General features: G+C 62.6%; 13 protein-coding genes. 7 read left to right on the top strand and 6 right to left on the bottom strand.

Annotated elements, in window-relative coordinates; genetic code table 11:
• Positions 1-31: 31 nt before the first annotated feature.
• The 3 genes from NKH29_RS15630 to NKH29_RS15640 form a co-directional block, all read right to left on the bottom strand.
• Entirely contained in the window at positions 32-1,120 is a 1,089-nt protein-coding gene (locus NKH29_RS15630; RefSeq protein ID WP_352494786.1) for a hypothetical protein, read from the bottom strand.
• A gap of 212 nt (positions 1,121-1,332) precedes the next feature.
• On the bottom strand, positions 1,333-1,722 hold the full coding sequence (locus tag NKH29_RS15635) for a c-type cytochrome (RefSeq protein ID WP_023719233.1): 390 nt from the start codon (positions 1,720-1,722) through the stop codon (positions 1,333-1,335).
• Positions 1,723-1,842: 120 nt separating this feature from the next.
• Positions 1,843-2,454: a thymidine kinase gene (locus tag NKH29_RS15640; protein WP_023719232.1), complete on the bottom strand. Its 612-nt coding sequence runs from the start codon at positions 2,452-2,454 to the stop codon at positions 1,843-1,845.
• A gap of 93 nt (positions 2,455-2,547) precedes the next feature.
• Between NKH29_RS15640 and NKH29_RS15645 the strand changes: the two genes are divergently transcribed.
• From NKH29_RS15645 to choV, 4 genes are all read left to right on the top strand, one after another.
• Positions 2,548-2,676: a hypothetical protein gene (locus tag NKH29_RS15645; RefSeq protein WP_280940418.1), complete on the top strand. Its 129-nt coding sequence runs from the start codon at positions 2,548-2,550 to the stop codon at positions 2,674-2,676.
• 15 nt (positions 2,677-2,691) lie between these two features.
• Positions 2,692-3,627 (top strand): choline ABC transporter substrate-binding protein, encoded by a 936-nt coding sequence (locus NKH29_RS15650; protein WP_023719231.1) that lies wholly within the window; start codon positions 2,692-2,694, stop codon positions 3,625-3,627.
• 118 nt (positions 3,628-3,745) lie between these two features.
• On the top strand, positions 3,746-4,600 hold the full coding sequence (choW, locus tag NKH29_RS15655; RefSeq protein ID WP_352640762.1) for a choline ABC transporter permease subunit: 855 nt from the start codon (positions 3,746-3,748) through the stop codon (positions 4,598-4,600).
• Positions 4,597-5,778: a choline ABC transporter ATP-binding protein gene (gene choV / locus NKH29_RS15660; protein ID WP_023719229.1), complete on the top strand. Its 1,182-nt coding sequence runs from the start codon at positions 4,597-4,599 to the stop codon at positions 5,776-5,778. The genes choW and choV overlap by 4 nt, the downstream gene beginning before the upstream one ends.
• A 238-nt stretch (positions 5,779-6,016) precedes the next feature.
• On the opposite strand, the gene NKH29_RS15665 is transcribed toward choV, so the two are convergent.
• A complete protein-coding gene (locus tag NKH29_RS15665; protein ID WP_353000082.1) occupies positions 6,017-7,426 on the bottom strand; it encodes an ATP-binding protein in 1,410 nt (469 codons plus the stop codon).
• Positions 7,423-8,139: a response regulator gene (locus NKH29_RS15670; RefSeq protein ID WP_023719226.1), complete on the bottom strand. Its 717-nt coding sequence runs from the start codon at positions 8,137-8,139 to the stop codon at positions 7,423-7,425. The genes NKH29_RS15665 and NKH29_RS15670 overlap by 4 nt, the downstream gene beginning before the upstream one ends.
• Before the next feature lie 237 nt (positions 8,140-8,376).
• Between NKH29_RS15670 and NKH29_RS15675 the strand changes: the two genes are divergently transcribed.
• The 3 genes from NKH29_RS15675 to clpS all read left to right on the top strand — a co-directional run bounded on the left by NKH29_RS15675 (position 8,377) and on the right by clpS (position 9,534).
• The gene (locus NKH29_RS15675; protein WP_023719225.1) at positions 8,377-8,721 is read left to right on the top strand and encodes a hypothetical protein; all 345 of its coding nucleotides are present in this window, start codon (positions 8,377-8,379) and stop codon (positions 8,719-8,721) included.
• A 36-nt stretch (positions 8,722-8,757) separates the two neighbouring features.
• Positions 8,758-8,973 (top strand): hypothetical protein, encoded by a 216-nt coding sequence (locus tag NKH29_RS15680; RefSeq protein ID WP_023719224.1) that lies wholly within the window; start codon positions 8,758-8,760, stop codon positions 8,971-8,973.
• Positions 8,974-9,228: 255 nt separating this feature from the next.
• On the top strand, positions 9,229-9,534 hold the full coding sequence (gene clpS / locus NKH29_RS15685; RefSeq protein WP_023719223.1) for an ATP-dependent Clp protease adapter ClpS: 306 nt from the start codon (positions 9,229-9,231) through the stop codon (positions 9,532-9,534).
• 40 nt (positions 9,535-9,574) lie between these two features.
• On the opposite strand, the gene NKH29_RS15690 is transcribed toward clpS, so the two are convergent.
• Positions 9,575-11,662, bottom strand: coding sequence for a membrane protein (locus NKH29_RS15690; protein ID WP_023719222.1), 2,088 nt, complete (start codon positions 11,660-11,662; stop codon positions 9,575-9,577).
• Between the last annotated feature and the right edge of the window lie 3 nt (positions 11,663-11,665).

The raw sequence follows: 11,665 nt of genomic DNA on the forward strand, positions 1-11,665 counted from the left end.
CCAGCCCTTGGGAGCAGTGCACGTGCAGCAATTACGACTGCACATAATTTGCCGAATTGTGCTTCTTCATCACGTCGTCGAAGCGGCGGGCGAAGGCATCGTCGGCGAGCTTCTTGCGGCGCTGGATGTCGGCGGTGGCGACCATGTTCTTCTCGTGCATTTCAAGCAGATCGCCAATGTGCTTCTGCGAGGCAGCACCAATGCCGGCCATGGTCTCTTCGGCGGTGTTGTCGACCTGGCTGCCCAGCGTGTTGATCTTGTGGGCGACATCCTGTTGGGCGGCGGTCTTCAGCGAATCTTCCAGCGCCTTGTACAGCACGATGCGCTGCTCGGTATCGATGGTCAGCTTGTTGATCAGCGTCGATTGCGCCGCGATCTGGTTGTTGAGCGAATCGACGAAGGTCTGGAACATCGAGGTGTAGCGCTCCAGCGTCTGGCTTTCGGCCAGCAATTCTTGCTCCTTGGCCTGCTTCTCGTTGTATTCCGTGGCCAGTTTCGAACGCTCGCCTTCAAGCTGCGTGCGCCCCTTCTGGCTGGTCGAGGCGGCGATCTTGTTCTCGATGTCGAGCAGCATCGGGTTGAGCTCCTCGATGCGCTTCTGCACGGTCTCGAGATTGGACATCGTGGTCTTGCGGCGCTCGATCACCTGCGACAGGCTGGCCTCGGAGGTTTTGTAGCGCGTGTCGAGAACCTGCTTCTGCGCCTTGAGGATGCCGACGATGGTGTCGGACTTCGCCAGCAGTTCCTGCAAATTGCCGGCCAGCGACATGTTGCGGACGCGGTCGGTGCGCATGCGCTGCTTGCGCTGGCTGGAGAAGACGCCGACGAAACTTTCCCAGCCGGTGTAGTTCTTCATGCTCTCGAATTCGGCGCCGAAGACGTTGGTAGCGTCCTCGAGGCCGATGATCAGGTCGGCGATATTGCCTTCCATCACCTTCTGCTGCTTCAGCACATCCTCGATGCGGGCATTCTCGATGTCGAAATTGGCATCGCCGATCTTCTTGTCGGCGGTGGCGAGCGTGTCGAGCACGGCACCGGACTGCTCAATCTTGGTGCGCATGTCCTGCACGACCTGCTTGGTCTTGGCAATCTCGGCATCGAAATTCTGCAATGTCGCCATTGGGGCCTCCGCTTCGGCATCGGTTTCGTTTCGCAAACCGCCGCGAATATATGTGCCGGGTTTGGCGAATGAAAGACGGAAGACATGGGATTACAGGAAAACAAAGAATTTCAGGAGGCGACTGCAGGATAATCAAGCCATGATTACGCTGTAACTGCCGGCCGGTCAGGCACCGCTTCGACCTCGGCTGGATTTTTGCTCGGGAGCGACGCTCAAGGCTTGGGATCGGCTTTGAGGTAGGCGATGACGTTGGCGATGTCCTCGTCGCTGGTCAGGCCGGAGAAGGCCATTTTGTTGCCGGGGACCTTCTGCCGGGGCGCGCGCAGGTATTCGGCAAGGTTTGCTTCGTCCCAGACCAAACCGGCGGCGCCGGCATCCTTCATCGCCTGCGAGTAACGGCTGAGATAACTGTCCGCGGTGCCGGCGGTGCGGCCGACGACACCAAGCAGATGCGGGCCGACCTTGTCGCGGTCGCTCGTTGCCTCGTGACAGACCATGCATCTGTTGAAGACCTTCTTGCCGAGAGCAGCATCGCCGTCGGCATGCGCGGCAACGATGCCGGCAATGAGGAAAGCAGTTGCAGACGAAATTACTCGAAGCATGGGAACTCCCGACGGCTCTGGCAGTGGATCAAAATAGGCAGCACGCTCAACAAAGGCCGCAATGGCGCGATTGCGGAACGAATGTCAGCCGGGAGGTCGGATGAAAGCAATAGCGCTGGTTTAGGCTTTGGTGAAGCCGATGAAATCGTCTGGGGCGGCGCGGCCCATTTCCTCTTCCCAATGGCGGCGGCAGAGCGAGACATAGACGTCCTTGCCGATCGCCACTTGTTCGCCCTGTTTGGCCACCTTGCCGTCGGCGCCGAGGCGCACCACCATCGTCGCCTTGCGGCCGCAGCGGCAGATGGTGCGCACCTCGCGCAGGTCGTCGGCGATCGCCAGCAGGGCGCGCGAGCCGGAAAACAGCTTGCCTTGGAAATCGGTGCGCAGGCCGTAGCACATGACCGGGATGTTCAGCCGGTCGGCGATGCGGGCGAGTTGCCAGACCTGCTCCTCTTCGAGGAACTGCGCCTCATCGATAAAGACACAATGGACCGTGGCGTGGTCATGATGCTCGGCGACCCGGGCGAATAGGTCGTCGCCGTCGCGGAACATCTCGGCTTCCGTCTCCAGGCCGATACGCGACGAGATCAGCCCGGTATCGCCCTTGCGATAGTGGCCGGCGATGAACAGCATCGTCGTCATGCCGCGCTCGCGGTAATTATACGAGGCCTGCAACAACATCGTCGTCTTGCCGGCATTCATCGTTGCATAGTGGAAGTACAGCTTGGCCATGCCGTCCTTTTAAGCCGAGTTGCAACAAAGCGGGGAGGGGGAGCGCCTACATTCCACCGGGAAAAGACGACTTCCATCCGGAAAGCGGCGGGCGTGTCGTTGATCGACCAGCCTGCGCCGTTGATCGTGGTTGCCTTAGTGCTTGAAACCGCAGCAGAATGGTGTTTGGCTGACGGAACAAAGGTGGAGATAAAACCGCCACTTCGCTTCACCGAGAACTGAAATGGGAGAATTTTGATGTCGCGCATGAATTCATTCGTCGCCGGTCTCGGCCTGGCGGCTTTTCTATCCACGACTGCGGCCTTCGCCGGCGATCCGGAAAGCTGCAAGACGGTGCGCATGTCCGATGTCGGCTGGACCGACATCCAGGCGACAACCGGCATAGCCTCGGTGCTGCTCACCGCGCTCGGCTACGAGCCGCAGGTAATCCAGCTTTCGGTGCCGGTGACGATGGCGTCGCTGAAGAACAAGGACCTCGATGTCTTCCTCGGCAACTGGATGCCGTCGATGACCAACGACATCAAGGACTACACCGCAGAAGGCTCGATCGAGACCGTGAGCGAGAATTTGAGCGGTGCCGGCTACGGCATCGTCGTGCCGACCTATGTCGCCGACGCCGGCGTCAAAACGCTGACAGATCTCGGCAAGTTCAAGGACAAGTTCGACGGCAAGATCTACGGCATCGAGGCCGGCAATGACGGCAACCGCATCATCCTCGACATGATCAAGAACCCGGCCGACAATCTCGAAGGCTTCGAGCTGGTCGAATCCTCCGAAGCCGGCATGCTCACCCAGGCCGAGCAGTCGATCAAAAACAATGAATGGATCGCTTTCCTCGGCTGGACGCCGCATCCGGTGATGGGCGCCATGAAGATCACCTATCTCGACGGCATGGGCGACACTGGCTTCGGCGCCGCCACCGTGCATACGATCGTGCGCAAGGGCTATACGACCGAGTGCCCGAATGCCGGCAAGTTCATCACCAACCTGAAGTTCAACCTGGACATGGAAGGCGAGATGATGGACGCGATCCTGAAGGGTGGCGACGCCAATACGGTCGCGACCGACTGGCTGAAGAAGCACCCGGACGCGGTTGCTCCCTGGATCGCCGGCGTCACCACCTTCGACGGCGGCGACGCGGCGGCAGCGGTGAAAACAGCGCTCGGAAGCTGACCCGACCATCTGGCATGACGAGACAAGGGGCAGCCACGGTAGAAATGGCTGCCCTTTTTCATATCCTGTGACAAGATGACCGTCCGGCAAAGGACGGCGCCGGCAGAAGAGGGGCTAGATGGATCCGATCTCCAAATTCCTGGTCAGCTACAAGATCCCCGTAGGCGCGTGGGGGAAGGCGTTTTTCGGCTTTCTCACCGACAATTTCGACACCGTCTTCAGGGCTTTCTCCAACAGCCTCAACTTCCTGCTCGATGGCATCGTCGACGGGTTGCTGTTGCTGCCGCCGGTTCTGCTGATCGCCCTGATCGCTTTGCTCGCCTATTTCCTGCAGCGTTCGAAAGGCCTTGCTTTGGCGGTGTTCATCGGGTTGCTGTTCATCCTCAACCAGAACCTGTGGAAGCAGACAGTGGAGACGCTGGTGCTGGTCGTTGCCGCCGCCGCCGTCTCGATGGCCATTGGCGTGCCGCTCGGCATCTGGGCCGCGCACAAGCCGAAGATCTATCGCGTCATGCTGCCGGTGCTCGACCTGATGCAGACGCTGCCGACCTTCGTCTACCTGATCCCGGTGCTGACCCTGTTCGGCCTCGGCAACGCGCCCGGCCTGATCGTCACCATCATCTTCGTCATCCCGACCTCGGTTCGGCTCACCCATCTCGGCGTCACCTCGGTGCCGAAATCGATCGTCGAGGCGGGCGAAGCGTTCGGCGCCACCAAGCGCCAGCTGCTGTGGAAGGTCGAGCTGCCTTCGGCACTGCCGACCATCATGGCTGGGCTGACCCAATCGATCATGTTGTCGCTGTCGATGGTGGTGTTCGCCGCCCTGATCGGCGCCGGCGGCCTCGGCACAGAAATCAACCGGGCGCTCGGGTCGCGCCGGATCGACCTCGGGCTTGAGGCAGGTCTGGCCATCGTCGTGCTCGCCATCGTGCTTGATCGAATGACGCGCATCGGCGTGGGAGGCAAGAAATGACCGTCGCCGTCGATTTCAGGAATGTCGACATCGTCTTTGGCGCCGACCAGGCCGGTTCGCTGGCGCTGATCGACAGCGGCGCCACCCGTGCCGAGATCCTCGAACAGACCGGTAACGTGCTGGGCTGTGCCGGTGCCAGCCTCACCGTGCACGAGGGTGAGATTTCGGTGCTGATGGGCCTGTCCGGCTCCGGCAAATCGACGCTGCTCAGAGCCGTCAACCGGCTGAACGTCGTCTCGCGCGGCCAGGTGCTGGTCAAGGACGGCGATGGTACGGTCGACGTCGTCACCTGCGACGAGGCGACGCTTCGGCGGTTGCGGCAAAAGCAGGTGGCAATGGTGTTCCAGCAGTTCGGCCTGCTGCCTTGGCGCACAGTGGAGGAAAATGTCGGCCTTGGCCTCGAGCTCGCCGGCGTACCGGAAGCCGAGCGCAAGGAGCGGGTGAGCAAACAGCTGAAGCTGGTTCATCTCGACCAGTGGTCGAAGAAATACGCGCATGAGCTTTCCGGCGGCATGCAGCAGCGCGTCGGCCTGGCGCGCGCCTTCGCCACCGAGGCGCCGATCCTGCTGATGGACGAGCCGTTCTCGGCGCTCGATCCGCTGATCCGGACCAAGCTGCAGGACGAGCTGCTGCAGCTTCAGGCCGAACTGAAGAAGACCATCATCTTCGTCAGCCACGACCTCGAGGAGGCGCTGAAGATCGGCACCCACATCACCATCATGGAGGGCGGGCGCATCGTGCAGACCGGCGCGCCGGAAGACATCGTGCTGCGGCCTGCCAACGACTATGTCCGCGACTTCATCGCCAATGTGAACCCGCTCTCGGTGCTGACCGCCTGGAACGTCATGCGCGACCGCCGCGACCTCGAACATGGCGAAAACGGCTGGGTGTGGCTCGACCGCCGCAAGACGACGCGCTTCAAGATCGACGAGCATGGGCTGGTGGCGGCGGCCGAGCGCGACGGCAAGCCGGCGGTGTGGGTCTCCTGCGCCGACGTCGAGGCTCAGCCGGAGGAGACGGCGCAGGTGTTCTGGGCCAATCCCGGCACCTCGCTGAAGACGGTGATGCTGGCCATGCATCGCTCACAGACAGCACCCGTGGCGCTGTTCGACGATCAGTCGCGCTTCGTCGGTGCCATCGGCGTCAGGGATGTGCTGAGCGCGGTGCTTCGAAGGTAGTTTTTCTCCTTGGGGAGAGAACCAAGACCAACGCCGAGTTCTGTCGCGCCCCCCTCTGTCCTGCCGGACATCTCCCCCACTTGGGGGGAGATCGGCGGTTTCGCAGACGGCTCTCACACTCCAACGTTTGTAGTTGGCGAAATCGGCGGCGACAGCCAATTTCCCCACCTGTGGGGGAGATGTCCGGCAGGACAGAGGGGGGGCGCGAAGGAACGCCAGCTTAGCCCGATACCGCAAGCTAAACCGCCAGCGGCAGGCGCAGCTCCGTCAACAGGCCGCCATCGGGATGGTTGGACAGGCTGACTTCGCCGCCGGCGCCGCGGGCGATATTGCGGGCTATGGTCAGGCCGAGGCCGAGGCCGCCGGTCTGGCGGTTGCGCGACTGTTCCAGGCGCACGAACGAGCCGAACACGGCGTCGAGCTCGGCCTGCGGTATGCCCGGCCCCTCGTCGCGGATCGCCAGCGTGATGGTCCTGTCCGATTGGCGCAGGCTGAGATGCGCCTTCTTGCCGTACGTCACCGCATTCTGGACGAGGTTGGTGACGCAGCGCCGCAGCGCGACCGGCCGCGCTATGCAGATCAGGCCGCGCGAGCGCGCATCGTCATTGTCGAACGAGACCTCTTTGTAGCCGTCGGCGACCGATTCGACGAGCGACCAGAAATCGATCCTCTCGCTCTTCTCCTCGGTCACTTCGAAAGTGGCGAAGTCGATGACCGAGCTGGCAATGCCTTCGATGTCGGCGAGGTCGTGCGCCAGTGCGGCGCGAATGGTCGAATTCCTGAGCAGTTCGAGGCGCAGCCGCATCCTGGTCAGTGGCGTGCGCAGGTCGTGCGCGAGCGCCGCAGCGAGGTGCTCGCGGTCCTCGACATAGGCGCGCAGCCTTGCCTGCATGGCATTGACCGCCTTCGCCGCGGTACGCACCTCGCGGCTGCCGCTCTCGGCGATCGGCGGGCTCTTCAGGTCCTCGCCGATCCGCTTCACCGCGGTCTCCATCATCCGGTAGGGCGCCGTCAGCCGGCGCAGCGACCAGATCGAGGAAGCCACCACCAGCCCGGCGATCAAGGCATAGAGTGGCAGGCTATCGAAGCTCAGTATCGGCCCGGCCGGCGTGTTCGGTTCGGTGAAGTTCAGCCATTGGCCGTCGGCAAAGCGAAGCGAAGCGGTCAGCTTGTCGCTCTGGGCGAAATCGGCGGCCAGCACCAGCAGGTCGCGCTCGACCTGGCCAATATCGGGACCTGCGACCGTCCCACCGGGAGCGTCGGCTTCGTGCGTTGCCGGGTCACGGCGGACCCGCGCGTCGGTGATGCCGAACTTCGATAGCCGACCGACCAATATGTCCTCCAATTCGGCCAGCTCGTCGTCGCCGGCTATCGACGAAGTGACGGCGGGCGTGCCGGAGACGGTGAGCGCGTAAGTGGCGTTGAACAGGCCGGAGGCCGTCGCCTTGCGCTGTTCCGGCGTAGCATCATGCATCAGCTGTACCAGCGAGAAGGCGCGGTCGTTGAGCCGGTAGAGATCGACGACTTCATTGGCGGCGGCACGGTCGCGCGAAACGATGTAGAGGGTCGCGATCTGGCTGATCAGCAGGCCGGCGATGACGATGAGCAGCACCCAGGCCGGCAGCGTTTGCGGCAGAATGCGTCTCATTCGGAGGTCGTCTCAGGCAGGAACTGATAGCCGCCGCTGCGCACCGTCAGGATCAGCTTCGGCGTTTTCGGGTCGTCCTCCATCTTGCGCCGCAGCCGGCTGACCAGAATGTCGACGCTGCGGTCGAAGCTGTAGCCGCTGTCGCCGCCGGACAGCTCGATGAGCTGCTCGCGGCTCAGTACGCGTTGCGCGCTCTTGACGAAGGTCTGCAGGAGATTGAATTCGGCCATCGTTAGCTCGATCCTGACGTCGCCGGGCGCCATCAACCGGCGGCGCGAACAGTCCATCGTCCAGCCGGCGAAATGGTAGATCTGCCGCGAAGCGGCACGTCGCGGTTCGGCGGTGCCATTACGCCTCAAGACGGCACGAATGCGTGCGAGCAGCTCGCGCGGATCGAAGGGTTTCGGCACGTAGTCGTCGGCGCCCATCTCCAGGCCGACGACGCGGTCGGTGGTCTCGGTGACCGCGGTCAGCATGATGATCGGTGTCGAATAATTGGCGCGCAACTCGCGGCAGAGCTCCAGGCCGCTCTTGCCGGGCAGCATGACGTCCAGAACGATCAGGTCGACCTGGGCGCGGCGCAGCACGGTCTCCATCTCGGTGCCGTCGGCGGCGACCGATGTATGCAGCCCTCGCTTCTGGAAAAATTCCTGAAGCAGGTCGCGAATGCCCTTGTCGTCGTCGACGATCAGTATGTGGGGGTCGGATTTCACAGGAAACCTGTCATTTGTGGATCGCCCAAGCGGTGCTTCGGCCGTCAGCCAGACGATAGAATTCAGGCCATAAGTTGGCCAGTGGAGATCGGCAGCTCGATCCGGGCCGCCCAGAAACAATCCAGAAACAAAATTCTACAATCCGGAAAAACTGCCGAAAAAAAACAAAGGCATAAGTGGTGCCGTGGCGGTCAGGTCATCGGCTGCGACACGCGTTACGGGATTACGGACAGACCAATGCAAAGGTTCTCGATCAGTCTGATGGGTGCGTTGCTTTCCATTTCGCTCGTCACGGCTGCGGTCGAACATGCCGATGCAAAGCTGGCCGATGCAAAGGCGGCCAATTCAAAGGCGGCCGATGCAAAGGTGGCGACCACCCGCAGCGAGCGTTGCATCGATCTGAACCGCCAGTTTGACGAAGCCCTCGAAACCCATGCCGCGGCAACGCAGGTCACCGCGGCGAAAGCACTTCAAAGAAAGGGAAACCGGTTCTGCGCCAACAAGAAACAGGCACAGGGAATCCGGATGCTCGCGAACGCTTTGAAGCTGCTTGGAGTGACACCGATCGATCCCGTTCAGTGACACTCAATCCGATCTGCACAAAAAGGAAGTGAAGCCATGAAAAAGTCCCTCCTCTCCGCCCTCGGTCTCGCCATCGCGCTGGCCCTCTCGATGCCGGTTCTCGGCGCCAGCAGCGCCAATGCCGCGACCACCACCCCGGCTGCGACGACAACGACGACCGCTGCGCCGGCCAAGGCCGTGAAGAAGGTCGCTGCCAAGAAGACCGTCAAGAAGCACAAGAAGCACGCGGTCAAGGCAGCTCCGAAGGCCTGATCAAGCGACATCTTCTGCCGTATGAGAAGACCGCTCCAGTTGCGATTTGCCTGGAGCGGTCATCTTTTGTTGGCGTGCAGACAGTACGGCCGGTCCCGGCCCACACCGCCGGTTGAACGCCAAACGGCAGTTCCCACATAGGCATGGATTTGTGAACTGCGCTCGCCGGGAAGCCGATCGCGCGCGGTTGAATGGACGACCGCTTTTGCCCATGTCAAAATGACCGCAAAGCTGTCGTACGCAATTGCCGGTCCAATGCCTGAAATCACGACAAAACCCCGTACCAGCACGAAGCCGAAGGTCGAACGGCCGAAGCTCTACAAGGTCATCCTGGTCAATGACGACTTCACGCCGCGCGAATTCGTCGTGACGGTGCTCAAGGCCGAGTTCAAGCTCAGTGAAGACCAGGCACATAGGGTTATGATCACCGCTCACCGGCGCGGCGTCTGTGTCGTCGCCGTCTTCACCAGGGATGTCGCCGAGACCAAGGCGGCGCGGGCAACCGATGCCGGCAAGGCTAAGGGCTACCCGCTGATGTTCACGACGGAGCCGGAGGAATAGAGCTCCTCCCTCGCCCCGTTTGCAGGGAGAGAGAAGGGAACTACCGTCCTTCGCGGTACCACATCGAGCCCATCGCCAGAAGCAGCAGGCCGAGGCCGAGGAAGCCGCCGAACAGCGGCACGCGCGAGACGGCCTTGAGCACGCTGTCGTCGGTGGTGCGCAGGCCGATCCAGTCGTTGCCGGAGGCAGCGCCCGAGGCACGAACCGGGACGATGGAGGGCAGCGTGACAGTGCTGGTGAGATTGCCAATCGCCGAGGCCGGCGCCAGCCGGCGAACGCTGCCGCCGGTTGCCTCAGCCGGCGGTTTCAGCCGGTTCTCGGTGGAGACGACGTCGGTGAATTCCGGCGCGTTGACAGGCCCGACATGGGCCAATGCCGTCAGGTCGCCATTGCCGACCTGATAGAGACCGATTTCGCTGGTCTCGACGCTGCCGAGGAAGACGCCTGGCTCGGATTTCTCGAGCCTGACGATCAGTGCCTTGCCGGACGGCGTGATGACCTGCGCCGGGCCGGGGTCGTCGCTCATCGTCTGGCGGCGAATTTCAAGCACCATGCCGCGGCCGTCGGCGGTCAGCCGCTCCTCCTCGAGTTCGGGCTCCTTCATCAGCCAGTGGGCGATGCGTCGGTAGAGCTGGACATGCGGGCCGCCGCCCTCGAAGCCGCGCGCCCATAGCCAGCCCTGATCGGACAAAAGCATGCCGACGCGGCCTTCGCCCTTGCGGTCGAGCAGCAGCAGCGGCCGGTTGTCGGCGCCCTTCATCACCACCTCGCCCTCGGGGTTCTCGACGCCGATGGTGCGGAACCAGCGGCTCCAGTGCGGCGGCTCGGTTGCGGAGCCGTCGAGCCCGCGCGTGACCGGATGGCGCTGGCCGGTATCGGTGAGACGTGGGTAGAAGGCCTTGTCGATGACCTCGCCGGTCGGCATTGCCGGCAGCGCCGACATCAGCGGCGTGCGGGCGATCGAGCTTTCGCCGGCATATTCGGGGCCTGCCGCGATTAGCAGCGCGCCGCCTTTTTCGACATATTCGGAAATGTAGTCGTAATAGAGGATCGGCAGCACGTCGCGGTGCTGATAGCGGTCGAAGATGATCAGGTCGAAATCCTTGATCTTCTCGACGAACAGCTCGCGTGTCGGGAAGGCGATCAGCGACAACTCGTTGATCGGCGTGCCGTCCTGCTTTTCCGGTGGGCGCAGGATGGTGAAGTGCACCAGGTCGACCGAAGCGTCGGATTTCAGCAAATTGCGCCAGGTGCGCTCGCCGGCATGTGGTTCGCCGGACACGAGCAGCACGCGCAGATTTTCGCGGATGCCGTCGATCAGCGCGATGGCGCGGTTGTTGGTATCGGTGAGTTCGCCCGGTTCGTGGTCGATGGCGAGTTCGACGATGTTGCGCCCGGCGCTGGGAATGGTCACCTGCAGCGGCATCGCCTGGCCGATGTTGGCGTGCTCGACCGATACCTGCTCGCCGTTGACCGATACGCGGACATCGACCGGGCCGGTTTCGTTGTTGGTGGCGATGACGCGATAGGTCATGTCGAGCGGCTTGCCGACGAGGCCGAAGCGCGGCGCATTCTCGAAGCGGATGCGACGGTCCTTTTCATGGTCGTTGCCGGTAATCAGCGCATGCAGAGGGGCATTGAAGTCGGGTGCGCCAAGCGGCGCGTCATGCACCTCGCCGTCGGTGATCATGATGGCGCCGCCAATGCGCGACGGCGGCACGTCTCGGAAAGCATTTTCGAGCGAGGAAAACAACCGCGTCTCGGTGCGCTCGTCGGCGGCTTCGGACTTGCCGGCTTCGACGACACGGACGTCGAACTGCTTGAAGCGGCCGAGACGCTGCTGAAGCCCGGCCAAGGCCGCGTCGGTCTGCTTGGTGCGGTCGCCTATATCCTGGCTCTGGCTGCGATCGACGACGACGGCGACGATACTTTTCAGCGGCTCGCGCTCTTCGTCGAGGAATACCGGATTGAGCAACGCCGCAGCCAGCGCAATCAGGGCTGCCAGGCGGAAGATCGCGCCGCGCTGGCGAAACCAAAGGCCGACCAGCGCCAGCAGCAGCAGCGGCAACAGAACCACGGCGAGCAGCGGCCAAGTGATGAGCGGTTCGAAGGCGAGCGACCAATTCATGGT

The organism is Mesorhizobium sp. M1295 (genome assembly GCF_040318135.1).
Lineage (GTDB): Bacteria > Pseudomonadota > Alphaproteobacteria > Rhizobiales > Rhizobiaceae > Mesorhizobium.

Excerpts from the sequence above, each read along its gene's own strand:
- NKH29_RS15630 (WP_352494786.1), bottom strand. The coding sequence starts at position 1,120 with ATGGCGACATTGCAGAATTTCGATGCCGAGATTGCCAAGACCAAGCAG.
- NKH29_RS15635 (WP_023719233.1), bottom strand. The coding sequence starts at position 1,722 with ATGCTTCGAGTAATTTCGTCTGCAACTGCTTTCCTCATTGCCGGCATC.
- NKH29_RS15640 (WP_023719232.1), bottom strand. The coding sequence starts at position 2,454 with ATGGCCAAGCTGTACTTCCACTATGCAACGATGAATGCCGGCAAGACG.
- NKH29_RS15650 (WP_023719231.1), top strand. The coding sequence starts at position 2,692 with ATGTCGCGCATGAATTCATTCGTCGCCGGTCTCGGCCTGGCGGCTTTT.
- choW (WP_352640762.1), top strand. The coding sequence starts at position 3,746 with ATGGATCCGATCTCCAAATTCCTGGTCAGCTACAAGATCCCCGTAGGC.
- choV (WP_023719229.1), top strand. The coding sequence starts at position 4,597 with ATGACCGTCGCCGTCGATTTCAGGAATGTCGACATCGTCTTTGGCGCC.
- NKH29_RS15665 (WP_353000082.1), bottom strand. The coding sequence starts at position 7,426 with ATGAGACGCATTCTGCCGCAAACGCTGCCGGCCTGGGTGCTGCTCATC.
- NKH29_RS15675 (WP_023719225.1), top strand. The coding sequence starts at position 8,377 with ATGCAAAGGTTCTCGATCAGTCTGATGGGTGCGTTGCTTTCCATTTCG.
- NKH29_RS15680 (WP_023719224.1), top strand. The coding sequence starts at position 8,758 with ATGAAAAAGTCCCTCCTCTCCGCCCTCGGTCTCGCCATCGCGCTGGCC.
- clpS (WP_023719223.1), top strand. The coding sequence starts at position 9,229 with ATGCCTGAAATCACGACAAAACCCCGTACCAGCACGAAGCCGAAGGTC.
- NKH29_RS15690 (WP_023719222.1), bottom strand. The coding sequence starts at position 11,662 with ATGAATTGGTCGCTCGCCTTCGAACCGCTCATCACTTGGCCGCTGCTC.